Origin of the sequence: Streptomyces sp. G-G2 (genome assembly GCF_030063135.1) — a bacterium.
Taxonomy (GTDB): Bacteria; Actinomycetota; Actinomycetes; order Streptomycetales; family Streptomycetaceae; genus Streptomyces.
On record NZ_JASISO010000006.1, the window covers coordinates 92,953 to 116,164 of the forward strand.

At 71.4% G+C, this 23,212-nt stretch carries 19 protein-coding genes; 11 read left to right on the forward strand and 8 right to left on the reverse strand.

What is annotated here, in order from left to right; genetic code table 11:
* Positions 1–3 precede the first annotated feature (3 nt).
* The 8 genes from rsmA to QMF80_RS07005 all read left to right on the forward strand — a co-directional run bounded on the left by rsmA (position 4) and on the right by QMF80_RS07005 (position 10,354).
* On the forward strand, positions 4–861 hold the full coding sequence (gene rsmA / locus QMF80_RS06970; protein ID WP_283450790.1) for a 16S rRNA (adenine(1518)-N(6)/adenine(1519)-N(6))-dimethyltransferase RsmA: 858 nt from the start codon (positions 4–6) through the stop codon (positions 859–861).
* Entirely contained in the window at positions 858–1,805 is a 948-nt protein-coding gene (locus QMF80_RS06975) for a 4-(cytidine 5'-diphospho)-2-C-methyl-D-erythritol kinase (protein ID WP_283450539.1), read from the forward strand. Before rsmA ends, QMF80_RS06975 begins: the two co-directional genes overlap by 4 nt.
* 108 nt (positions 1,806–1,913) lie before the next feature.
* Complete coding sequence (locus tag QMF80_RS06980; RefSeq protein WP_283450540.1) at positions 1,914–3,713, forward strand: ABC-F family ATP-binding cassette domain-containing protein; 1,800 nt, start codon at positions 1,914–1,916, stop codon at positions 3,711–3,713.
* A 153-nt stretch (positions 3,714–3,866) separates the two neighbouring features.
* Positions 3,867–5,534 (forward strand): outer membrane protein assembly factor BamB family protein, encoded by a 1,668-nt coding sequence (locus QMF80_RS06985; protein ID WP_283450541.1) that lies wholly within the window; start codon positions 3,867–3,869, stop codon positions 5,532–5,534.
* Between the two features lie 52 nt (positions 5,535–5,586).
* Positions 5,587–7,287 (forward strand): outer membrane protein assembly factor BamB family protein, encoded by a 1,701-nt coding sequence (locus QMF80_RS06990; protein WP_283450542.1) that lies wholly within the window; start codon positions 5,587–5,589, stop codon positions 7,285–7,287.
* 138 nt (positions 7,288–7,425) lie between these two features.
* A complete protein-coding gene (locus tag QMF80_RS06995) occupies positions 7,426–8,094 on the forward strand; it encodes a response regulator transcription factor (protein WP_283450792.1) in 669 nt (222 codons plus the stop codon).
* 129 nt (positions 8,095–8,223) lie between these two features.
* The gene (gene galE, locus QMF80_RS07000) at positions 8,224–9,174 is read left to right on the forward strand and encodes a UDP-glucose 4-epimerase GalE (RefSeq protein WP_283450543.1); all 951 of its coding nucleotides are present in this window, start codon (positions 8,224–8,226) and stop codon (positions 9,172–9,174) included.
* Between the two features lie 418 nt (positions 9,175–9,592).
* Positions 9,593–10,354 (forward strand): LuxR C-terminal-related transcriptional regulator, encoded by a 762-nt coding sequence (locus QMF80_RS07005; protein WP_283450544.1) that lies wholly within the window; start codon positions 9,593–9,595, stop codon positions 10,352–10,354.
* Here the strand turns inward: QMF80_RS07005 and QMF80_RS07010 are convergent.
* Positions 10,313–10,810, reverse strand: a complete 498-nt coding sequence (locus tag QMF80_RS07010; RefSeq protein ID WP_283450545.1) for a MarR family winged helix-turn-helix transcriptional regulator — start codon at positions 10,808–10,810, stop codon at positions 10,313–10,315. The genes QMF80_RS07005 and QMF80_RS07010 overlap by 42 nt on opposite strands.
* A 129-nt stretch (positions 10,811–10,939) precedes the next feature.
* Here QMF80_RS07010 and QMF80_RS07015 point away from each other — a divergent pair, with 129 nt between their 5' ends.
* Positions 10,940–11,839, forward strand: a complete 900-nt coding sequence (locus QMF80_RS07015; RefSeq protein ID WP_283450547.1) for a trans-aconitate 2-methyltransferase — start codon at positions 10,940–10,942, stop codon at positions 11,837–11,839.
* A 2-nt stretch (positions 11,840–11,841) separates the two neighbouring features.
* Positions 11,842–12,219 (forward strand): VOC family protein, encoded by a 378-nt coding sequence (locus QMF80_RS07020; protein ID WP_283450549.1) that lies wholly within the window; start codon positions 11,842–11,844, stop codon positions 12,217–12,219.
* 95 nt (positions 12,220–12,314) lie between these two features.
* Here the strand turns inward: QMF80_RS07020 and QMF80_RS07025 are convergent, their stop codons facing one another.
* From QMF80_RS07025 to QMF80_RS07035, 3 genes are all read right to left on the reverse strand, one after another.
* On the reverse strand, positions 12,315–14,102 hold the full coding sequence (locus tag QMF80_RS07025; protein ID WP_283450551.1) for an FG-GAP repeat domain-containing protein: 1,788 nt from the start codon (positions 14,100–14,102) through the stop codon (positions 12,315–12,317).
* A 185-nt stretch (positions 14,103–14,287) separates the two neighbouring features.
* The gene (locus tag QMF80_RS07030) at positions 14,288–14,959 is read right to left on the reverse strand and encodes a TetR family transcriptional regulator (RefSeq protein WP_502962793.1); all 672 of its coding nucleotides are present in this window, start codon (positions 14,957–14,959) and stop codon (positions 14,288–14,290) included.
* Complete coding sequence (locus QMF80_RS07035; RefSeq protein WP_283450555.1) at positions 14,959–15,942, reverse strand: acyl-CoA desaturase; 984 nt, start codon at positions 15,940–15,942, stop codon at positions 14,959–14,961. Before QMF80_RS07035 ends, QMF80_RS07030 begins: the two co-directional genes overlap by 1 nt.
* A gap of 332 nt (positions 15,943–16,274) precedes the next feature.
* Between QMF80_RS07035 and ppc the strand changes: the two genes are divergently transcribed.
* Entirely contained in the window at positions 16,275–19,037 is a 2,763-nt protein-coding gene (ppc, locus tag QMF80_RS07040) for a phosphoenolpyruvate carboxylase (RefSeq protein ID WP_502962786.1), read from the forward strand.
* Between the two features lie 31 nt (positions 19,038–19,068).
* Here the strand turns inward: ppc and pth are convergent, their stop codons facing one another.
* From pth to glmU, 4 genes are all read right to left on the reverse strand, one after another.
* Entirely contained in the window at positions 19,069–19,662 is a 594-nt protein-coding gene (pth, locus tag QMF80_RS07045; protein ID WP_283450557.1) for an aminoacyl-tRNA hydrolase, read from the reverse strand.
* 85 nt (positions 19,663–19,747) lie between these two features.
* Positions 19,748–20,323: a 50S ribosomal protein L25/general stress protein Ctc gene (locus QMF80_RS07050; RefSeq protein ID WP_283450558.1), complete on the reverse strand. Its 576-nt coding sequence runs from the start codon at positions 20,321–20,323 to the stop codon at positions 19,748–19,750.
* Positions 20,324–20,546: 223 nt separating this feature from the next.
* Positions 20,547–21,524, reverse strand: coding sequence for a ribose-phosphate diphosphokinase (locus QMF80_RS07055; RefSeq protein ID WP_112451977.1), 978 nt, complete (start codon positions 21,522–21,524; stop codon positions 20,547–20,549).
* Positions 21,525–21,658: 134 nt separating this feature from the next.
* Positions 21,659–23,107, reverse strand: a complete 1,449-nt coding sequence (gene glmU, locus QMF80_RS07060) for a bifunctional UDP-N-acetylglucosamine diphosphorylase/glucosamine-1-phosphate N-acetyltransferase GlmU (protein WP_283450562.1) — start codon at positions 23,105–23,107, stop codon at positions 21,659–21,661.
* Between the last annotated feature and the right edge of the window lie 105 nt (positions 23,108–23,212).

The following is a 23,212-nucleotide window of genomic DNA, read 5'->3' on the forward strand; positions in this document are numbered from 1 at the left end:
GCGCTGTTCGGCGCCGCCGACATCCGGGAACTGGCGGCCGTACTCGGCGTGCGCCCGACGAAGCAGAAGGGCCAGAACTTCGTCATCGACGCCAACACGGTCCGCCGGATCGTGCGCACCGCCGGGGTGCGCCCCGACGACGTCGTCGTCGAGGTCGGCCCGGGCCTCGGCTCGCTGACCCTGGCCCTGCTGGAGGCCGCCGACCGCGTCGTCGCCGTCGAGATCGACGACGTGCTCGCCGCCGCGCTGCCCGCCACCATCGAGGCCCGGATGCCCGCCCGCGCCGACCGGTTCGCGCTCGTGCACTCCGACGCGATGCTCGTGACGGAACTGCCCGGCCCGGCGCCCACCGCCCTGGTCGCCAATCTGCCCTACAACGTGGCCGTGCCCGTCCTGCTGACCATGCTCGGCCGCTTCCCCAGCATCGAGCGGACCCTGGTCATGGTCCAGGCGGAGGTCGCCGACCGGCTCGCCGCCAAGCCCGGCAACAAGGTCTACGGCGTGCCCTCGGTCAAGGCCGCCTGGTACGCCGACGTCAAGCGCGCCGGATCCATCGGCCGCAACGTCTTCTGGCCCGCGCCGAACGTCGACTCCGGGCTCGTCGCCCTGGTCCGCCGGGCCGAGCCCGTCAAGACCACCGCCACCAAGCGCGAGGTCTTCGCCGTCGTCGACGCCGCCTTCGCCCAGCGCCGCAAGACGCTGCGCGCCGCCCTCGCCGGCTGGGCGGGCTCGGCGGCGGGCGCCGAGAGCGCGCTGGTCGCCGCCGGGATCTCCCCGCAGGCCCGCGGCGAGGCCCTGACGGTCGAGGAGTTCGCGCGGATCGCCGAGAACAAGCCGGTGGCGGAGCGGGCGGCCCTGTGAGCGCCGCCGGGGCCGGAGCCGCAGCCGCCGGAGCCGCTCCAGCCGTCACAGCCGTCACCGTACGGGTGCCCGCCAAGGTCAACGCCGGACTGGCGGTGGGCGCGGCCCGCCCCGACGGCTTCCACGACCTGGCCAACGTCTTCCTCGCCGTCTCCCTCTACGACGAGGTCACCGCCACCCCCGCCGACACCCTGACGGTGACCTGCTCCGGCCCCGACGCCGACCAGGTCCCCCTCGACCGTACGAACCTCGCGGCGCGGGCCGCCGAACTGCTCGCCGCCCGGCACGGCCTGGACCCGGCCGTCCACCTCCACATCGCGAAGAACATCCCCGTCGCGGGCGGCATGGCGGGCGGCAGCGCGGACGGCGCGGGCGCACTCCTCGCCTGCGACCTGCTGTGGGGCCTGGGCAGCAGCCCGGCCGAGCTGCTGGAGATCTGCGCCGAACTCGGCAGCGACGTCCCCTTCAGCCTGGTCGGCGGCGCGGCCCTCGGCACGGGACGCGGGGAGCAGCTCGCCCCGCTGGAGTCCGGGATCTTCCACTGGGTGTTCGCCGTCGCCGACGGGGGACTGTCGACCCCGGCCGTCTTCCGCGAGTTCGACCGGCTCGCCGCCGCGGCCGGTACGGAGATCCCCGCGCCGCTGGCCGCCCCGGACCTGCTGGCCGCGCTGGCCGCCGGAGACCCGGACGCGCTGGCCGCGACCCTGCTCAACGACCTCCAGGCGGCGGCGCTCTCGCTGCGCCCGGAGCTGGCGCGGACCCTGGACGCGGGCCTGGACGCGGGAGCGCTGGCCGCCCTGGTCTCGGGCTCCGGGCCGACCACCGCCTTCCTGGTCCGGGACCCCGAGTCCGCGGCGAAGGTCGCCGGGGCCCTGACCGCCTCCGGGACCTGCCGCGCCACCAGCGTGGCCACCTCCCCGGCCCCGGGCGCCACCCGCCACTGAGCCCGGGCCGCCCGCGCACGGGCCCGCCCGGCGTTCGCGCAGCGGTCGGGCCCGGCCGGGAAGGTTAGGGTAAGGGGCTGATCCACCCCTTTCTCTGGAGCGCGTCTGATGGCCGTCAACCTGGTCAATGTCGAGGCAGTCAGCAAGGTGTACGGCACCCGTACCCTGCTCGACGGCATCTCCCTCGGCGTATCCGAGGGGGACCGGATCGGCGTCGTAGGACGTAACGGAGACGGCAAGACCACCCTCATCCGGATGCTCGCGAAGCTGGAGGATCCGGACATCGGCCGGGTCACCCAGAACGGCGGTCTGCAGATGGGCGTGCTCACCCAGCACGACTCCCTCGACCCCACCGCCACCGTCCGCCACGAGATCATCGGCGACATGGCCGACCACGAGTGGGCGGGCAACGCGAAGATCCGCGACGTGCTGACCGGCCTCTTCGGCGGCCTGCACCTGCCCGGCTTCGAACAGGGCCTGGACACCGTCATCGGCCCGCTCTCCGGTGGCGAGCGCCGCCGGATCGCGCTCGCCCAGCTGCTGATCGCCGACCAGGACCTGCTCATCCTCGACGAGCCCACCAACCACCTCGACGTCGAGGGCATCTCCTGGCTGGCCAAGCACCTCCAGGAGCGCCGTTCCGCGCTCGTCTGCGTCACCCACGACCGCTGGTTCCTCGACCAGGTCTGCACCCGCATGTGGGACGTGCAGCGCGGTGACGTCCACGAGTACGAGGGCGGCTACAGCGACTACGTCTTCGCCCGCGCCGAGCGCGACCGGATCGCCTCCACCGAGGAGTCCAAGCGGCAGAACCTGATGCGCAAGGAGCTGGCCTGGCTGCGCCGCGGCGCCCCCGCGCGCACCTCCAAGCCGCGCTACCGCATCGAGGCGGCCAACGAGCTGATCGCCGACGTGCCGCCGCCGCGCGACACCAGTGCGCTGATGAAGTTCGCCAACGCGCGTCTCGGCAAGACGGTCTTCGACCTGGAGGACGTCACCGTCCAGGCCGGCCCCAAGACCCTGCTCCAGCACCTGACCTGGCACCTCGGCCCCGGCGACCGGGTCGGCCTGGTCGGCGTCAACGGCGCGGGCAAGACCTCGTTGCTGCGTGCGCTCGGCGAGGCCGCCCGCACCCAGGGCGACGTACAGCCCGCGGCGGGCAAGGTCACCGTCGGCAAGACAGTCCGGCTCGCCTACCTCTCGCAGGAGGTCGGCGAACTCGACCCGTCCCTGCGCGTCCTGGAAGCCGTACAGCGAGTCCGTGACCGGGTGGACCTCGGCAACGGCCGCGAGATGACCGCGGGCCAGCTGTGCGAGCAGTTCGGCTTCACCAAGGAGAAGCAGTGGACGCCGGTCGGCGACCTCTCCGGCGGTGAGCGCCGCAGGCTCCAGATCCTGCGCCTGCTGATGGACGAGCCCAACGTCCTCTTCCTCGACGAGCCCACCAACGACCTCGACATCGAGACCCTCACCCAGCTGGAAGACCTCCTCGACGGCTGGCCCGGATCGATGATCGTGATCTCCCACGACCGGTTCTTCATCGAGCGCACCACCGACACCGTGATGGCGCTGCTCGGCGACAAGAGCCTGCGGATGCTGCCGCGCGGCCTCGACGAGTACCTGGAGCGCAGGCGGCGGATGATCGCCGAGGCCTCGCCCGCGCCCGCCCCGGCCGCCACCAAGGAGAAGACCTCCTCGGGCGACGCGCGTGCCGCGAAGAAGGAGCTCCAGAAGATCGAGCGCCAGCTCAACAAGATGTCGGACCGCGAGACGAACCTGCACGCGCAGATCGCCGAGAACGCCACCGATTTCGACAGGGTCGCCAAGCTGGACGCGGAGCTGCGCGAACTCATCTCGGAACGGGACGAGTTGGAGATGCGCTGGCTGGAGCTGGCGGAGGACGCGTAGGTTCCGGCGCCGCGCGCGCCAACTGGCCGGATAACGGCGCAGTCACGGGCCGGTCCTCCCTTGGGCACAGGGGCTGGACCGGCCCGTCCCGCGTGCGCCCGCAGTGATACAAAGGTCATCCCCCACGCCCGACCGACGCCGAAGGTACAGCTGATGACCGAGCCGCCGCAGCCGCCGAACCAGCCGCCTGTACCTCCCGGTTACGGGCACCTGCCCGGCCCGCCGCCGCCCTCCGGCTACGGATTCCCGCCGCAGGGCGACAACCCGTACGCGACGCAGCCGCAGGCCCCCCAGGCCCCGTACGGGCAGCAGCCGCAGCAGGGATACGGCTACCCGCAGCAGGGATACGGCTACCCGCCGCCGCCCGGCCCGGCCACCCCGCCCGGACCGCCCGGCGGCTCCGGGGGACCCGCGGGACCCGGCCGGAAGACCGCCGTGATCGCCGCCTCCGTGGCCGCGGTCCTGGTCCTCGGCACCGGGGCGTACGTCGCCTTCTCCGACGGCGGCGGCGACAAGAAGCCCGTCGTGGCCCAGAGCTCCCCGCCCGCCGACGGCGGCCCCTCGGCCTCGGCCCCGGTCGACAAGGGCGACGGCAAGGGCAACGGCGACGCCGACGCCGACCTCAACTCCGGCCGCAAGCCCGGCGAGGACAAGGTCCTGTGGCTCAAGACCAACTCCACCGACCTGCCGGGCGGCGGCGGCGACGCCACGGGCCAGTGGATCGTGGGCGACACCGTCGTCAAGTCCCTCTACAAGTCCCTCGTCGCCTACAACGTGAACGACGGCAAGGAGAAGTGGACGCTCGCCTTCCCGGCGAAGATCTGCAGCACCCCCTTCCAGACCACCGCCGACGGCAAGGTCGTGGTGGCCTTCATGAGCGGTGAGTCCGACCAAGCCAGCTGCAACCAGCTGAAGATGGTCGACCTGAAGGCGGGCAAGGAGGGATGGACGAAGGAGGTCCCCAAGGAGGGCCTCTTCGACATCATGGTCACCCCCGGCCTCTCCCTCACCGGTGACACCGTCACCGTCAGCCGCATCGGCATGGCCAGCGCCTTCAAGGTGAGCACCGGCGACCGGCTGTTCGGCGGCAGCGTCGCCGAAGGCTGCCAGCCCGGCTCGTACGCCGGGGGCAACGGCAAGCTCGTCGCGCTCGCGACCTGCGCCGACGGGATCGAGGAACTCCAGGGCGCCGACCCGGCCACCGGCAAGAAGAGCTGGACCTACCGCTTCCCCGAGGGCTGGAAGGTCAGCAAGGTCTACTCCGTGGACCCGCTCGTCGTCGACGTCAAGCAGCGCGACAAGAACCAGCGTTCCATCATGGTTCTGGGCCCCGACGGCAAGCAGCGCTCCCAGCTCAGCGGCGACGGCCAGTTCACGCCCCGTTGCGACACCACCCTGCTCGACACGTCCCTCCAGAGCTGCTGGGGCGTCGTCGTGGACGCCGCCGCCAACACCATCGTGCTGCCCACCGAGGGCGCCTCCAACGAACTGGTCGCCTTCGACCTCGGCACCGGGAAGACCAAGTGGCGCACCCCGGCCGGGGACATGCGCACCCTGGTCCCGCTGACGGCCGAGAACGGCACGCTCTACGCGTACAGCCAGTCGCAGGACCACGACGCGGGCGGCCAAGTCGTCTCCGTCCCCCTCACCGGCGGCAAGCCCACCCCGGTGCTGCGCAATCCGTCCGGCCCCGCCGCACCGCTGGAGAACTCCTTCTCCACCCCGCAGATCGCCTACGCGGGCGGCAGGCTCTTCATGTCCTCCACGCACCTCACCGGCGCGGGCAAGGACGAGAAGTTCCTCATGGTCTTCGGCAAGTGACCGTGTCCGCAGCGTCGTTCCCCAGGCAGTCCACGAGAGGCAGAAGCACCCGATGAGTACCCCGCCGCCCCCGAACCAGCCCCCGTCCGGCGGCTTCGGCGCGCCCCAGGACCCGCCGCAGGGCGGCTTCGCGCCCCCGCCGGCCGCACCGCCCGTACCGCCGATGCCCCCGCAGCAGCCGAACGCCGCCTACGGCTACCCGCAGCAGCAGCAGCCGGGTCCGGGCTACGGCTACCCGCAGGCCGAGCAGCCCGCGTACGCACCGCCCGCGGGCGGCGGCAACGGCAACGGCGGCGGGGGCGGCGGCAACGACCTGCGCAACCAGCTGCTCATCGTCGCGGCGGCGGTCGTGGCCATCGTCCTCATCGCCGGCGGCGGCTACTGGTACGTCTCCGACGACGGCGGCACGAAGGCCACCGCACAGGGCCCCACCGACGGCAAGAGCCCCGGGGCCAACGGCGGCGGCGACAAGCCCCCGGGCGCGGGCGCCACGGAGAAGGTCCCCGCCAAGACCAAGGCGAAGACCCTCGTCAACGTCACGCAGCCGAAGGTCGACGACCTCGTCAACGTCGAGGGCTCCTGGATCACGGACACCGCCTACGTGAAGTCCGACGTGGCCAAGGTCGTCGGCTATGACCTGGGCACCGGCGCGGAGAAGTGGTCCGTCCCGCTCCCGGCGCAGCTCTGCGGCGCCACCAAGCACATCAGCGAGGGCAAGACCGCGATCCTCTTCAAGGAGGCGCTGCCCAGCGACGCCAACAAGTACCCGCGCTGCAACCAGGTCGGCGTCATCGACCTGAACGCGGGCAAGCTGGCCTGGTCCGGCAACATCAAGGCCGCCACCAGCGGTGACAAGCCGGTGGAGTTCAAGGAGATCACCATCAGCGGCCAGACCGTGGCCGCGGGCGGACTCCAGGGCGGCGCGGGCTGGAATCTCGCCGACGGCAAGAACCTGTGGCCCGCCAAGGTCGACGCCGACGGCTGCTACGACCTCGGCTACGGCGGCGGCGACGCCCTCGCCGTCATCCGCAAGTGCGGCCCGTACGGCAGCCAGTACCTGCTCGCGCAGAGCCTGGACCCGACGACCGGCGCCCCCAAGTCCTCGTACAAGATGTCCCAGGGCATCGAGTACGCCAGCATCGTCTCCACCAAGCCGCTCATCGTCGGCGCCGACGTCGGTGACGCCGCCAAGGGCGGCAGCGCGGTCAGCGACCTCTTCGTCCTCGACGACGCGGGCGCGCTGAAGACCCGTATCCCGGTCTCCTCCGGCAACTACGACGTCCGCTGCGAGCCCACCGAGGTCGAGGGCTGCCGGAAGATGGTCGTCGGCAACGGCAAGATCTACGTCCCGGCCGCGGAACACAAGGGCTCGGACTCCTACGGGCGCACCAACGAGCTGCTGTCCTTCGACCTGAGCACCGGCAAGCAGACCACCGACCGCTCCGACGCGGGCGAGCAGTTCACGCTGATGCCGCTGCGCATGGACGGGCCGAACGTCATCGCCTACAAGCTGCCCCCGTACGAGAAGGGCGGCCAGATCGTCAGCATCGACGGCACGACGATGAAGCAGACCCTCCTCATGGAGATGCCCTCGGACAAGAACATCCGGCGCCCCGAGACCGCGTTCTCCTCGCTCGGAGCCGAATACCGCTACCAGAACGGGCGGTTCTTCATCGCCCAGACGCTGATCAGCAAGCCGTACTCGGCGACGACCGACCCGTCGTACCTGTTCGTCTCCTTCACAGCGAACTGACGGCCGTCCGGCCGCGCGCCGACAGAGGAGCCCCCGGAAGGTCAGTCCTTCCGGGGGCTTCTGCGCGGGAACCGGCACGCGGCGTCGAACAAGCGTGTAGCTTGCCGGGTCAGAAGGGTCGGGGGGGTGCATGCCGTCATGGGCGTACGGGTCATGGTCGTTGACGATCACCGGCTACTGGCCGAGGCGCTCGCCTCGGCGCTGAAGCTGCGCGGGCACCGGGTGCTGGCCGCGGCCGCCCCGACCGCCGGGGCCGCGGAGCTGGTGATCAGCCGCGCCCCCGAGGTCTGCCTGCTGGGCACCGCCACCCCCGCCGAGCCGGGGATCTTCGAACCCATCGTGCGGATCCGCCGCGAGCGCCCGCAGATCGCCGTGGTCGTCCTGGGCCCCGTGCCCAGCCCGCGCGGGATCGCGGCCGCCTTCGCCGCGGGCGCCTGCGGGTACGTGCGCCAGGACGAGCGGATCGAGGGAGTGGAGCGGGCCCTGGCCAAGGCGCGGGCCGGAGAGGCCGCCGTGTCACCGCAGTTGCTCCAGGGCGCCTTCGCCGAACTCCTCAACCCCACCACCCAGCCCGACGACGAGGGCAGCAGACTGCTGCGCCTGCTCACCCCGCGCGAGGTGGAGGTCCTGGTCCGGGTCGCCGAGGGCGAGGACACCCGGCTCATCGCGGCGGGCATGGCGATCGCCCCGAGCACCGCGCGCACCCACGTCCAGCGGGTCCTGATGAAACTCGGCGTCGGCTCCCGGCTGGAGGCGGCCGCGCTGGCCGCGCGCACCGGCCTGCTCGACCGCGCGTCCCGCCCGTAGCGCCCGTATCGCACCTGTCGCACCTCTCGCACACCCCGCCGATTTCGCCGTGGGCCCGGAATCGGGTAAGCCAGGGGGGAACGGGCCGCGCGTGTGCGCGGCCGGGCGACTTCGAGAGGTAGTGGGCGAGTGAGCAAGTACCTGGTCACCGGTGGCGCGGGATACGTGGGCAGCGTCGTCGCGGCCCATCTGCTGGAGGCCGGACACGAGGTCACCGTCCTCGACGACCTCTCCACCGGTTTCGAGGCGGGCGTCCCGCAGGGCGCCACCCTCGTGCACGGCCGGATCCAGGACGCCGCCCGCCACCTCGACGCCTCCTTCGACGCGGTGCTGCACTTCGCGGCCTTCTCGCAGGTCGGCGAGTCCGTGGTGAACCCCGGCAAGTACTGGGACAACAACGTCGGCGGCACCTTGGCGCTGCTCACCGCGATGCGGGAGGCCGGGGTGAAGAAGCTGGTGTTCTCCTCCACCGCCGCGACCTACGGGGAGCCCACCGAGGGGCTGCTGACGGAGGAGTCGGTGACCAGGCCGACCAATCCGTACGGGGCGTCGAAGCTGGCCGTCGACCACATGATCACCGGTGAGTGCGCGGCCCACGGGCTGACGGCGGTCTCGCTGCGGTACTTCAACGTGGCCGGCGCGTACAAGGAGTTCGGGGAGCGGCACGACCCCGAGACCCACCTCATCCCGCTGGTGCTCCAGGTCGCGCTGGGGCAGCGCGAGTCGATCTCCGTCTTCGGCGAGGACTACCCGACCCCGGACGGCACCTGCGTGCGCGACTACATCCACGTCGCGGACCTGGCCGAGGCGCACCTGGCCGCGCTCGCGACCCCGGCGTCCGGGGAGCACCTGATCTGCAACCTCGGCAACGGCAGCGGGTTCTCGGTGCGCGAGGTCATCGAGACGGTCCGCAAGGTGACCGGGCACCCGATCCCGGAGGTCGTGGCCCCGCGCCGGGCCGGTGACCCGGCCGTCCTGGTCGCCTCGGCGGCCACCGCCCGCGACCGGCTCGGCTGGACCCCCTCGCGTGCGGACCTCGCGGGGATCGTCGGCGACGCCTGGGCCTTCGCCCAGCGCTGAGGGGAGCGCGCGAGCGGGGTTCGCGCGCTGGTTCGGGGCTTCGCGCGCGGGCGCCCGGCGTGCGCGCGCTGCGTGGAATGCCCCCGTGCATCTGCCGGTGGCACACCCCGTCGCGGGGGCGGGGTCCGGGCCCCGGGGGATCGGTGAGATCAAGCCACGCACAGCTGTTCTACAGGCCGACGCACCGGAAAATGGCTCGGAAAACTTCTGCAATTCGGCCAACCGCGCACCGCCCCGGGCCTACGCTGATGCGTGACACCGGTGGGGGCCGGTGTTGATTCAGGGGTCGAGACGTGTCGGGTGCGGCGTCCGGTCCGGGGTAGTGCCGAGGTGCCACGGCGGCGGCCGCGGCAGCTGCGGATCACCCCGTCCGGGCGCCGTGCCCGCAGCTGTCCGTTCCCCGACCCTTGGGGGTTCTGTGGTTCGTATCCGGGTTCTCGTGGTGGACGATCACCGCATCTTCGCCGAGTCGCTGGCGGCCGCGCTCGCGGCCGAGCCGGACGTGGACGTGTCCGCGGCCGGGAGCGGCCCCGCCGCGCTGCGCTGTCTCGAACGGGGCGCCGCCGAGGGGCGCCGCTTCGACGTGCTGCTCGTCGACGCCGACCTGACCGGCGCTCCGGCCGGTCCGGTGCCCGCGCAGCGGGAGGCCGGGGCCGGTCCTCCGGGCGACGGGATCGCGCTGGTCGCGGGCGTACGGACGGCCCATCCCGGCGTCCGTACGGTCGTCCTGGCCGAGCGTGACGAGCCGCGCCGGGCCGCCCTCGCCCTGCAGGCCGGGGCCTCCGGGTGGGTGGCGAAGGACTGCTCCCTGTCCCGGCTGCTCGCGGTGGTCCGGGGCGTGCTGCGCGAGGAGACGCACCTGCCGCCCGCCCTGCTCACCGGGGTGCTGCGGGAGCTGACCCAGGCGCGCAAGCACCGTACGGACAGCGAGCGGCTGGTGGAGTCCCTGACCCCGCGCGAGCACGAGGTGCTGCGCTGCATGGTGGCGGGCTTGGGCCGCAAGGACGTGGCGGCCCGGCTGTTCCTGTCCCCGCACACCGTGCGGACCCACATGCAGAACGTGCTGGGCAAGCTCGGGGTGCACTCCACCCTGGCGGCGGTGGCGCTGGCCCGGCGGGCGGGAGTACGCCCGGCGGACCTAGCCGGGGATGTTGTCGAACGGAGCGGTCAGCTGGCGTAGCAGCGAGGCCAGGTCGCCGCGCTCGGAGCGGGACAGCTGGGCGAGGATCGCCCGCTCCTGCGCGAGCAGCCCGGCGAGCGCCTGGTCGGCGCGGTCGCGCCCCTCCGGCGTGAGCCGGACCAGCACCCCGCGCCGGTCGCTGGGGTCGGGCAGCCGCTCGACCAGGCCCTTCTTCGCGAGCCGGTCGATGCGGTTGGTCATGGTGCCGGAGGTGACCAGGGTCTGGGTGAGGAGCTGCCCGGGGGAGAGCTGGTACGGGGCTCCGGCGCGGCGCAGCGAGGTCAGGACGTCGAACTCCCACGGCTCCAGGCTGTGCTCGGCGAATGCGAGCCTGCGTGCCCGGTCCAGGTGGCGTGCGAGCCTGCTGACGCGGCTGAGCACTTCGAGCGGTTCCACGTCGAGGTCAGGGCGTTCGCGCCGCCATGCCGCGACCAATCGGTCGACCTCGTCCTCCATGTCGATCAGTGTAAGGGGTATGTCGATATGAAGTCTCTTGACGTCAAGATATATATGGGGTGACCATGGGCAGGCAGGGGCCGGGACTGATTCCGCTTCCGCCCGTCCCGCCCAAAGGGAGGCTCGAACATGCATTCCGATACCGCTCCGGCAGTCCGGCCGCCGCACGACGAGGACAGCTCCGGGGCCCATGCCAAGGGCGCCGCCCGACCCGCACCCACCTGGGATCCGCAGCAGTACCTGCGGCACGCGAGCCACCGCGCCCGCCCCTTCCGGGACCTCATCGGCCGGATCCCCGACCTGCCCACCGGCCCCGGCCGCCCCGCCCGCATCGCCGACCTCGGCTGCGGCCCCGGCAACGTCACCGCCCTCCTCGCCGAGCGCTGGCCCGACGCGGACATCACCGGCTTCGACCTCTCCCCGGAGATGCTCCGGCGCGCCACCGAGGAGTACGCGGGCCCCACCCCCGGCGGCGGCTCCCTCGCCTTCGCCCACGGAGACCTCGGCAGCTGGCTCCCCGAGGGCACGTACGACCTGATCGTCTCCAACGCCGCCCTGCAATGGGTCCCCGGCCACCCCGGCTCCTTCGCCCCCTGGATCAACGGCCTGCGCCCCGGCGGCACCTTCGCCTTCCAGATCCCCGGCAACTTCACCGCCCCCAGCCACGCCCTGCTCCACGCGCTCTGCGACACCCCGCGCTGGCGGGAGCGGCTCGCCGGACACGGCGCCCGATACATCCACGTCCTCGAACCCGGCGACTACCTGGACCGGCTCACCCAGCTCGGCTGCACGGCCGACGTCTGGGAGAGCACGTACCACCAGCTGCTCACCGGCCCCGATCCGGTCCTCGACTGGGTCAAGGGCACCGCCCTGCGCCCCGTCCTGACCGCCCTCGGCGACGACCGGGCGGCCGTGGACGAGTTCCTCGCCGCATACCGCGACCTGCTGCGCGCCGCCTACCCGGCCGGCCCGCGCGGGACGGTGTTCCCCTTCCGCCGCGTCTTCGCCGTCGCCCGGAAGGAGGGCTGAGCGTGCTCAGCGCCGTCGACCACGTCCAGCTGGCCGCCCCGCCCGGCTCCGAGGGCGCCCTGCGCGCGTACTACGGGCACGTCCTCGGCATGACGGAGATCCCCAAGCCGCCCGTCCTGGCCGCCCGCGGCGGCTGCTGGTTCGCCGCCGGGCCCGTACAGCTGCACCTGGGCGTGGAGGAGGACTTCCGCCCCGCCCGCAAGGCCCACCCGGGCCTGCGGGTCACCGGGATCGAGGCCTACGCCGCCCGCCTGAGCGCCCGCGGCGCCACCGTCGTCTGGGACGACCACCTCCCGGGCCACCGCCGCTTCTACTCCGAGGACCCCGTCGGCAACCGGCTGGAGTTCCTGGAACCCGACGCACCCCGCCCCGCCCACTGACCCCCGGGACCGGACACAGCACGGCGCCCCGCCACCGGAGGTCCGGTGACGGGGCGCCGTGCCGCGTGCCGCTCGCCGTGCGGGCGGTGCGGTGATCAGCTGACGTTGCGGTACGTCCAGTTGTCGTACAGGGCGCGCGCGCCGTTGAAGAGCGCGGCGCTGGAGGCGTTGCCCGCCGTCCGCTGGCTGACGTGGCCGGAGGCGTCGACCATGACCAGGTCGGCCTTGCCGTCGGCGTTCAGGTCACCGGGCGAGGTGAGCTGGGTGATCTCACTGCCGCCGCTGACCTCACGGCGCGCCGAGAACGGCGCGGAGGCCTTGCCGGTGCCCTGGTGGAAGTACAGGTGGCCGGCGCCGTTGACGTTGGAGTTGCCGACCACGTCCGCGATGCCGTCGCCGTTGAAGTCGCCGGCCGCGATGGCGTTGTACTGGTCCCAGCCGCTGCCGACGTTGACCGGAGCCGCGAACTTGTTGCCGGTGCCGTCGCCCTGGTGGACGTACAGGTTGCCCCAGACGTCACGGGTCAGCAGGTCGCCCTTGCCGTCGCCCGAGACGTCGCCGCCGCCGACGATCAGGTTGGTGACGCCCCACCAGTCACCGGCGATGTTCTGACCGGTGGTCCGGTTGGTCAGGCCCCACTGGTTGAACTGGAACTGGTGACCCCAGTTGACCTTGTCCATGCCGGAGGCCAGCACCAGCTTCGAGCCGTCGGTCGGCCACACGAAGCTGCCCGACGTGCGCGGCTCGTAGAAGCCGCCGTTGGACAGGTTGTCGTACGACCAGGCCTGACCGTTGGTGTCGAGCGCGCCGAGGCTGTGCTTCCCGTAGACCGGCGTGATGCTCGCGCCGGCGAACATCTCGAGGTTGGTCCAGTTCGACCCGCAGTTCGTCTGCCAGGTGAACTTGCCGTTGCCCTCGGAGAAGTGGCAGAACAGGTCGCCGCTCTCGGTCACGCCCAGCAGGTCGGCCTTGCCGTCGCCGTCGATGTCGTCGCCCGCGATGAGCTGGCTGTAGAAGGTCCAGCCGGTGGCGATCTGGGTCCGCGCCGCGAACGGGGCGGCCGCGTTGCCGGTGCCCTTGTGGAAGTACAGGTCACCAGTGCCCGTGCGGCCGATGACGTCCGCCGCGCCGTCACCGTCGACGTCGTTGACGCCGAGGATCTGGTCGTACTGCTCCCAGCCGCTGCTGACCTTGACCCGGTCGGTGAAGGGCTTGGTGAGGTCGCCGGTGCCCTTGTACAGGTACAGGTCGCCGGACGGGGTGCGCGCGAGCAGGTCCGGACGGCCGTCCCTGTTCAGGTCGGCCGCCGCGATCACGCGGTTGTAGATCTGCCAGCCGGTGCCGGTCCAGACCGGGGCGCCCACCGAGCTGCCGGAGGTCTCGCGCAGCTGGAGCTTGCCGTCGAAGGTCCAGGTGAGGACCTCGGGGTTCCAGCCGCCGCCCGCGTTGCCGAGGGCGATGATGTCCTTGACCGTCTCATCGTTCTCGCCGTCGATGTGAACGTCCACGCGGGTGGAGCCGTTGCTCTCGAACGCCCCCGTGTAACCGCGGGTCGTACGGAAGACCAGCTCGCTGAAGCCGTCACCGTTCAGGTCGAGACGCGGCTGCGGGACGCTGGACGCGGCGAGCGTCTGCGGCGGGGCGGCACGCAGGCCCTTGGCCGCGGGCTTCGGGGCGGTCACCACACCCGCCGCCGGAGCGGCGGGGTGCGGGACGCGGGCCTTCGGCGCGGCGGCGGAGGGCGCGGCGGACGAGCCCGTGGGGCGGTCCGTCGCCTTGCCGGCGGCGGATGCCTGGCCGGCGACGATCAGAGAACTCGCGGAGAGTGCGAGTGCGGTGCAGGCCGCGAGGCGGCCGAGGCGCTGAGTGCGCGACGAAGACAAGAGGGTTCCCCCTGGATTGCAGGTGAAACCGGGTGGACCACACGACGATCGAGGCGCGCGCAGAACTGCGGCGCGGCGCCTCGACCGTATGTTCCCCCCCGGGAAGTGACACCAGGCTACTGGTGGGTTTCCCGAGGTAGAAGTGCTTTTTCGTACAACCTTTCGGTCCGGAGTCCGTCGCTCGCTCAGCTCTTGCGGTGGCCCACCAGGCGGGGCTTCGATTCCAGGCGGTCCAGGCCGTGCCAGGCCAGGTTCACCAGGTGCGCGGCGACCTCCGCCTTCTTCGGCTTGCGGACGTCCAGCCACCACTGCCCGGTCAGCGCGACCATCCCGACCAGCGCCTGCGCGTACAGCGGCGCCAGCTTCGGGTCGAAACCGCGCGCCTTGAACTCCAGGCCCAGGATGTCCTCGACCTGCGTGGCGATATCGCTGATCAGCGAGGCGAACGTGCCCGTCGACTGGGCCACCGGCGAGTCACGGACCAGGATCCGGAAACCGTCCGTGTACGACTCGATGTAGTCCAGCAGCGCGAACGCCGCCTGCTCCAGCAACTCGCGCGGGTGCCCGGCCGTCAACGCGCCCGTCACCCCGTCCAGCAGCTGGCGCATCTCCCGGTCCACGACGACCGCGTACAGGCCTTCCTTGCCCCCGAAGTGCTCGTACACCACCGGCTTGGACACCCCGGCCTTCGCCGCGATCTCCTCCACCGAGGTGCCCTCGAAGCCCTTCTCCGCGAACAGGGTGCGACCGACGTCCAGCAGCTGCTGACGCCGCTCGGCGCCGGTCATCCTGACCCGGCGGCTGCGCCGCGGCTTGTCGCTGCTGGGGGTACCGCCGTCGATCGCCACGTCACCCATCATGCCGGGTTCGTGGCCTTTTCCTTGCGCCGGGCGTCGATCCTGGACGCCGACGGCCAGCGCACCTCGCTCGCCCAGCCGGCCAGCTCGAACCAGCGGATCAGCCGCGCGCTGGAGTCGACCTGGCCGCGCAGCACGCCGTGCCGGGCCGAGGTCGGATCCGCGTGGTGCAGGTTGTGCCAGGACTCGCCGCAGGAGAGCACGGCCAGCCACCACACGTTGCCCGAACGGTCGCGCGACTTGAAGGGACGCTTGCCCACCGCGTGACAGATCGAGTTGATGGACCAGGTCACGTGGTGCAGCAGCGCCACGCGGACCAGGGAGCCCCAGAAGAACGCGGTGAAAGCGCCCCACCAGGACATCGTCACCAGGCCGCCCACCAGCGGCGGGATCGCCAGCGAGAAGATCGTCCAGTAGATGAAGTCGCGCGAGATCCGCCGGATCGCCGGGTCCTTGATCAGGTCGGGCGCGTACTTCTCCTGGTTCGTCTGCTCCTCGTCGAACAGCCAGCCGATGTGCGCCCACCACAGGCCCTTCATCAGGGCGGGCAGGGTCTCGCCGAACCGCCACGGCGAATGCGGGTCGCCCTCGTGGTCCGAGTACTTGTGGTGCTTGCGGTGGTCCGCCACCCAGCGCACCAGGGGACCCTCCACCGCCATCGAACCCATCACGGCCAGCACGATCCGCAGCGGCCGCTTCGCCTTGAAGGAACCGTGCGTGAAGTAGCGGTGGAACCCGATGGTGATGCCGTGGCAGGCCAGGAAGTACATGAACACCATCAGGCCCAGGTCCAGCCAGCTCACCCCGCCCCAGGCGAAGGCCAGCGGAATCGCGGCGAGCACCGCCAGGAACGGCACGGCGATGAACAGCAGGAGCGCGATCTGCTCGACCGACCTCTTGCTCTCACCGCCCAGCGTCGCGGACGGCGCGGATGCTCCGGAGGACGCCGAGGCGTCCTCGATCAGATCGGGGCTTACGGTCATGGGGTCCCCTGGGGGGTGAGGGAGTCGGCAGGAGCCCGGCTACGGTCCCGTAACCTACGGCATCGTAAGTATGGCAAAGGTGAGCGCCGCGGCAAGAGCGGCACCCCGCCCTCCGCCCGCCCACCGACCGCATCCCGAGACGGACCCGAGCCGTCGCACCGGGCACCGGGCCAGGACACCTATCCTGGTGTCGTCGGACAGCGCGGTCCGCACGGGCAGCCGAGCTGCGCACCAGGCGGAGACGGACCGGACGTCATCCGGGCAGGCACCGCCGCGCGCACCCCGGAGGCCACGCCCCAGTAGCGCTCGAAACACTGCAAGGAGCCGCACCTGTGAGCAGTGCCGACCAGGCCCCCGTCACCCCGGCCACGGTTACATCAGCAGACATGGCCAACGCGGAGCTGCGCGCGGACATCCGCCGCCTCGGCGACCTCCTCGGCGAGACCCTCGTCCGCCAGGAGGGCCAGGACCTCCTCGACCTCGTCGAACGCGTCCGCGCCCTCACCCGCACCGACGGCGAAGCCGCCGCCACCCTCCTCGGCGACACCGACCTGGAGACCGCCGCCAAGCTCGTACGCGCCTTCTCCACGTACTTCCACCTCGCCAACGTCACCGAACAGGTGCACCGCGGCAAGGAACTGCGCGCCCACCGCGCCGCCGAAGGCAGCCTCCTCGCGCGCACCGCCGACATGCTCAAGGACGCCGACCCCGAACACCTGCGCGAAACGGTCAAGAACCTCAACGTCCGGCCCGTCTTCACCGCGCACCCCACCGAGGCCGCCCGCCGCAGCGTCCTCAACAAGCTGCGCCGCATCGCCGCCCTCCTCGAAGAGCCCGTCACCGGAGCCGGCGAACGCCGCCGCCACGACCTGCGCCTCGCCGAGAACATCGACCTCGTGTGGCAGACCGACGAGCTGCGCGTCGTGCGCCCCGAGCCCGCCGACGAGGCCCGCAACGCCATCTACTACCTCGACGAACTCCACGCCGGAGCCGTCGGCGACGTACTGGAGGACCTCGCCGCCGAACTCCAGCGCGTCGGCATCGAGATCCCCGCCGGAACCCGCCCCCTCACCTTCGGCACCTGGATCGGCGGCGACCGCGACGGCAACCCCAACGTCACCCCCGACGTCACCCGCGACGTCCTGATCCTCCAGCACGAACACGGCATCACCGACGCCCTCGAACTCATCGACTTCCTGCGCGGACTCCTCTCCAACTCCATCCGCTACACCGGAGCCACCGAGGAACTCCTCACCTCCCTCCAGGGCGACCTCGAACGCCTCCCCGAGATCAGCCCCCGCTACAAGCGCCTCAACGCCGAAGAGCCCTACCGGCTCAAGGCCACCTGCATCCGGCAGAAGCTCGTCAACACCCGCGAGCGCCTCGCCAAGGGCACCCCCCACGAACAAGGCCGCGACTACCTCGGCACCGCCGAGCTGCTCACCGACCTCACCCTCATCCAGACCTCGCTGCGCGAACACCGCGGCGCGCTCTTCGCCGACGGCCGCATGGACCGCACGATCCGCACGCTGGCCGCCTTCGGCCTCCAGCTCGCCACCATGGACGTACGCGAACACGCCGACGCCCACCACCACGCCCTCGGTCAGCTCTTCGACCGCCTCGGCGAGGAATCCTGGCGCTACGCCGACATGCCGCGCGACTACCGCCAGAAGCTCCTCGCCAAGGAACTGCGCTCCCGGCGCCCCCTGGCCCCCACCCCCGCGCCCCTCGACGCCGCCGGGCACAAGACCCTCGGCGTCTTCGGCGCCATCAAGGACGCCTTCGAGAAGTTCGGCCCCGAGGTCATCGAGTCCTACATCATCTCGATGTGCCAGGGCGCCGACGACGTCTTCGCCGCCGCCGTCCTCGCCCGCGAAGCCGGACTCGTCGACCTCCACGCGGGCTGGGCCAAGATCGGCATCGTCCCGCTCCTGGAAACCACCGACGAACTGCGCGCGGCCGACGTCATCCTCGACGAGATGCTCGCCGACCCCTCCTACCGCCGCCTCGTCTCGCTGCGCGGCGAGGTCCAGGAGGTCATGCTCGGCTACTCCGACTCCAGCAAGTTCGGCGGCATCACCACCAGCCAGTGGGAGATCCACCGCGCCCAGCGCCGCCTGCGCGACGTCGCGCACCGCTACGGCGTCCGGCTGCGCCTCTTCCACGGCCGCGGCGGCACCGTCGGCCGCGGCGGCGGCCCCTCCCACGACGCGATCCTCGCCCAGCCCTGGGGCACCCTCGAAGGCGAGATCAAGGTCACCGAGCAGGGCGAGGTCATCTCCGACAAGTACCTCGTCCCCTCCCTCGCCCGCGAGAACCTCGAACTGACCGTCGCCGCGACCCTGCAGGCCTCCGCCCTGCACACCGCGCCCCGCCAGTCCGACGAGGCCCTCGCCCGCTGGGACGCGGCCATGGACATCGTCTCCGACGCCGCCCACGGCGCCTACCGCGCCCTGGTCGAGGACCCCGACCTCCCCTCGTACTTCTTCGCCGCCACCCCCGTCGACCAGCTCGCCGACCTCCACCTCGGCAGCCGCCCCTCCCGCCGCCCCGACTCCGGGGCGGGCCTCGACGGACTCCGCGCCATCCCCTGGGTCTTCGGCTGGACCCAGTCCCGCCAGATCGTCCCCGGCTGGTACGGCGTCGGCTCCGGCCTCAAGGCCCTGCGCGAAGCCGGTCACGGAGACGCCCTGGTGGAAATGGGCGAGCGCTGGCACTTCTTCCGCAACTTCCTCTCCAACGTCGAGATGACCCTCGCCAAGACGGACCTGCGGATCGCCCGGCACTACGTCGACACCCTCGTCCCCGACCACCTCAAGCACGTCTTCGACCGGATCGAGGCCGAGCACGAGCTGACCGTCCGCGAGGTCCTGCGAGTCACCGGCGGCGACAAGCTCCTCGCCTCCCACCCCGTCCTCCAGCAGACCTTCGCCGTCCGCGACGCCTACCTGGACCCCATCTCCTACCTCCAGGTCTCCCTGCTGGCCCGCCAGCGCGCCGCCGCCGAGCGCGGCGAACCCGCCGACCCGCTGCTGGCCCGCGCCCTCCTGCTCACCGTCAACGGGGTCGCGGCCGGACTGCGCAACACCGGCTGAGCACGCCCCTGAGCACGACGGAGCCCGCGGCTCAGGAGTTGTACGTCGACTGCGCGCGCTCCAGGCCCTCCTGGAGCAGGCACTCCACCGCGTCCGCCGACCGGTCCACGAACCAGTCCAGCTCCTTGCGCTCGGTGGAGGAGAAGTCCTTCAGCACGAAGTCCGCCACCTGCATCCGGCCCGGCGGACGCCCGATGCCGCAGCGCACCCGGTGGTAGTCCGGGCCCATCGACTTCGTCATCGACTTCAGGCCGTTGTGCCCGTTGTCCCCACCGCCCAGCTTGAGGCGCAGCGTCGGGTAGTCGATGTCCAGCTCGTCGTGGACCGCCACGATCCGATCGAGCGGCACCTTGTAGAAGTCGCGCAGCGCCGTCACCGGGCCGCCCGACAGGTTCATGAACGACATCGGCTTGGCCAGCACCACCCGACGGTTCAGCGGCCCGGGCGGACCCATCCGACCCTCCACGACCTGCGCCCGCGACGCCTTGTGCGCCTTGAACTTGCCGCGCATCCGCTCCGCGAGCAGGTCCACAACCATGAAACCGATGTTGTGACGGTTGCCCGCGTACTCGGCGCCCGGATTGCCCAGACCCACGATCAGCCAGGGTGCCGTGTCGTCCGACATCAAAAGCTCCTTAAGCGAAGACGACCGCCGTCCCGCTCCATGGGAGCAGGACGGCGGTCGGTCAGCAACTGACGAGCGGGGAGGCTCAGGCCTCGGTGCTCTCGGCGGCCGGCTCCTCGCCCTGCGGGGCGACGACCTGCAGGACGGCGAGGTCGCCGTCGACGGCCAGGGTGGTACCGGTCGGGAGGACCAGGTCCTTGGCGTGGATGGTGGCGCCGGCCTCGAGGCCCGCGATGGAGACGGTGACCTCGGTCGGGATGTTGGTGGCCTCCGCCTCGACGGAGATCGTGTTCTGGAGGGTCTCCAGCATGTTGTTGCCCGCGGCCAGGTCGCCCTCGGTGACGATCGCGACGTCGACGGTGACCTTCTCGCCCTTCTTGACGATCAGGTAGTCGACGTGGGAGATCGAGCGCTTCAGCGGGTGCTTCTGCACGGCCTTCGGGATGACCAGCTCGGTGCCGCCGTCGGCGATCTGCAGGGAGAGCAGGACGTTGGCGGTACGCAGCGCCAGCTGCAGGCCGTGACCCTCGACGTCGACGTGCTTCGGCTCGGTGCCGTGGCCGTAGATCACGCCGGGAACCATGCCGTCGCGACGGGCCTGGCGGGCAGCGCCCTTGCCGAAGCTGGTGCGGGTCTTGGCGGAAAGCTTGATCTCGGACATGCTCACTCCTCGTGGGGTGACGGAATTGGACTCATACGTCACCCGGCCGGAACACGGCCTGCTACGAAGAGCGCGTCGATAACGGAGCACCAGAACCCGTCCGGAAACGGGCACGGCCTCCCTCGCCGAGCAACTCGTGGAGTGTACCCGGCGGGGAGGCCGTACCCAAAAAGGATCTAGCGCCGTACCGCTGTGACTACTACTACTGCTTCTACCGCTGCTTCTACTGCTGCTCTTCGAAGAGGCTGGTGACCGAGCCGTCCTCGAAGACCTCGCGCACCGCGCGGGCGATCATCGGCGCGATCGAGAGCACCGTGATCTTGTCCAGCTCCAGGTCGGAGGGGTCCGGCAGGGTGTTCGTGAACACGAACTCGCTGACCTTCGAATTCTTCAGCCGGTCGGCGGCCGGGCCCGACAGGATGCCGTGCGTGGCCGTCACGATGACGTCCTCCGCGCCGTGCGCGAAGAGCGCGTCGGCGGCGGCGCAGATGGTGCCACCCGTGTCGATCATGTCGTCGACCAGGACGCAGACGCGGCCCTTGACCTCACCGACGACCTCGTGGACGGTCACCTGGTTCGCGACGTCCTTGTCCCGGCGCTTGTGGACGATCGCCAGCGGCGCGTCCAGCCGGTCGCACCAGCGGTCGGCGACGCGCACGCGGCCGGCGTCCGGGGAGACGATCGTCAGCTTCGAGCGGTCCACCTTGGCGCCGACGTAGTCCGCGAGGACCGACAGGGCCGAGAGGTGGTCGACCGGGCCGTCGAAGAAGCCCTGGATCTGGTCCGTGTGCAGATCGACCGTCAGGATGCGGTCCGCACCCGCGGTCTTCAGCAGGTCCGCGACCAGGCGGGCCGAGATCGGCTCGCGGCCCTTGTGCTTCTTGTCCTGGCGGGCGTACCCGTAGGACGGCACGATCACGGTGATGGAGCGGGCCGACGCGCGCTTCAGCGCGTCGATCATGATCAGCTGCTCCATGATCCACTTGTTGATCGGAGCCGTGTGGCTCTGGATCAGGAAGCAATCCGCGCCACGAGCCGACTCCTGGAAGCGGACGTAGATCTCGCCGTTCGCGAAGTCGAAAGCCTTGGTCGGCACGAGGCCGACACCGAGCTGGTGCGCGACCTCCTCGGCCAGCTCGGGGTGGGCGCGGCCGGAGAAGAGCATCAGCTTCTTCTCGCCGGTCGTCTTGATCCCGGTCACAGCACAGTCTCCTCAGACGTGTTGAAAGCTGCTCGCCCCCATGTGCGTCCGTCCCGCACACGGTGAGCCAGCCGAATTGCGTGCGCTATCACGGTACGCCGTCACGGGCGCACCTGTTTCCGGTCAGTTCACCTTCAGGCCTCGTCAGGGCGCTCCGGGGCCCCCGACAGAGCGGCCTGAGCGGCGGCGCTTCCCGGACGCTTGCGGGCCACCCAGCCCTCGATATTCCGCTGCTGGCCACGGGCCACGGCCAGCGCACCGGGCGGCACGTCCTTGGTGATCACCGAACCCGCCGCCGTGTAGGCGCCGTCCCCGATCGTGACGGGCGCCACAAACATGTTGTCGGAGCCCGTCTTGCAGTGTGAACCGACGACCGTGTGGTGCTTGTGCTCACCGTCGTAGTTCACGAAGACGCTCGCGGCACCGATGTTCGTGTACTCGCCGATCGTCGCGTCGCCGACGTACGACAGGTGCGGCACCTTGGTGCCCTCGCCGATCGTGGCGTTCTTCATCTCCACGTACGTACCGGCCTTGGCCTTGGCGCCGAGGTTCGTGCCCGGACGCAGGTACGCGAACGGACCCACCGTCGCCGCCGCCCCGATCACGGCCGTGTCCGCCACCGTGTTGTCCACCCGGGCACCCGCGCCCACCCGCGTGTCCTTCAGCCGGGTGTTCGGGCCGACCTCCGCGTTCTCCGCGAGGTGCGTGGCACCGAGCAACTGGGTACCCGGGTGCACGATCGCGTCCTGACCGAAGGTCACGGACACGTCGACGAACGTACTGGCCGGGTCGACCACCGTCACGCCCGCGAGCATCGCCCGCTCCAGCAGCCGCGCGTTCAGCAGGGCGCGGGCCTGCGCCAGCTGCACCCGGTTGTTGATGCCGAGGATCTCGCGGTGATCCCCGCCGACCGCCGCGCCCACGCGGTGGCCGCCCTCGCGCAGGATCTCCAGCACATCGGTGAGGTACTCCTCGCCCTGGCTGTTGTCGGTACGGACCTTGCCGAGCGCCTCGCTCAGCAGCGCCCCGTCGAAGGCGAAGACCCCGGAGTTGATCTCCAGGATCGCCCGCTGGGCGTCGGTCGCGTCCTTGTGCTCGACGATCGCGGTGACGGCGCCGGTGGCCGCGTCGCGGATGATCCGCCCGTAGCCGGTGGAGTCGGGGACCTCGGCGGTCAGCACGGTGACGGCGTTGCCGTCGGCCTCGTGAGCGGCGGTGAGCTGCGCCAGGGTCGCGCCGGTCAGCAGCGGAGTGTCGCCGCAGACGACGACCACGGTGCCGGTCAGCTCGCCGCCCAGCTCCTCCAGGGCCATCCGTACGGCGTGCCCGGTGCCGTTCTGCTCGTACTGGACGGCGGTACGGACGTTCGCGTCGACCTCGGCGAGGTGCGCGGCGACCTGCTCACGGGCGTGCCCGACGACCACGACGAGGTGCGCGGGGTCCAGCTCGCGCGAGGCGGCGACGACGTGGCCCACGAGCGTGCGCCCGCAGATCTCGTGGAGAACCTTGGGTGTCGCGGACTTCATGCGGGTGCCTTCCCCCGCTGCGAGTACGACGACGGCTGCCGGGCGATTGGCGCTCACGGGTGGGCCCTTCGGCTTCGGGTGCTGGACGCACGAAGGATACCGGGGGGTGGGGTGCCGTAAACGAGCGCGGGTCCCGACCGCGGCGGTCGGGACCCGAAGGTG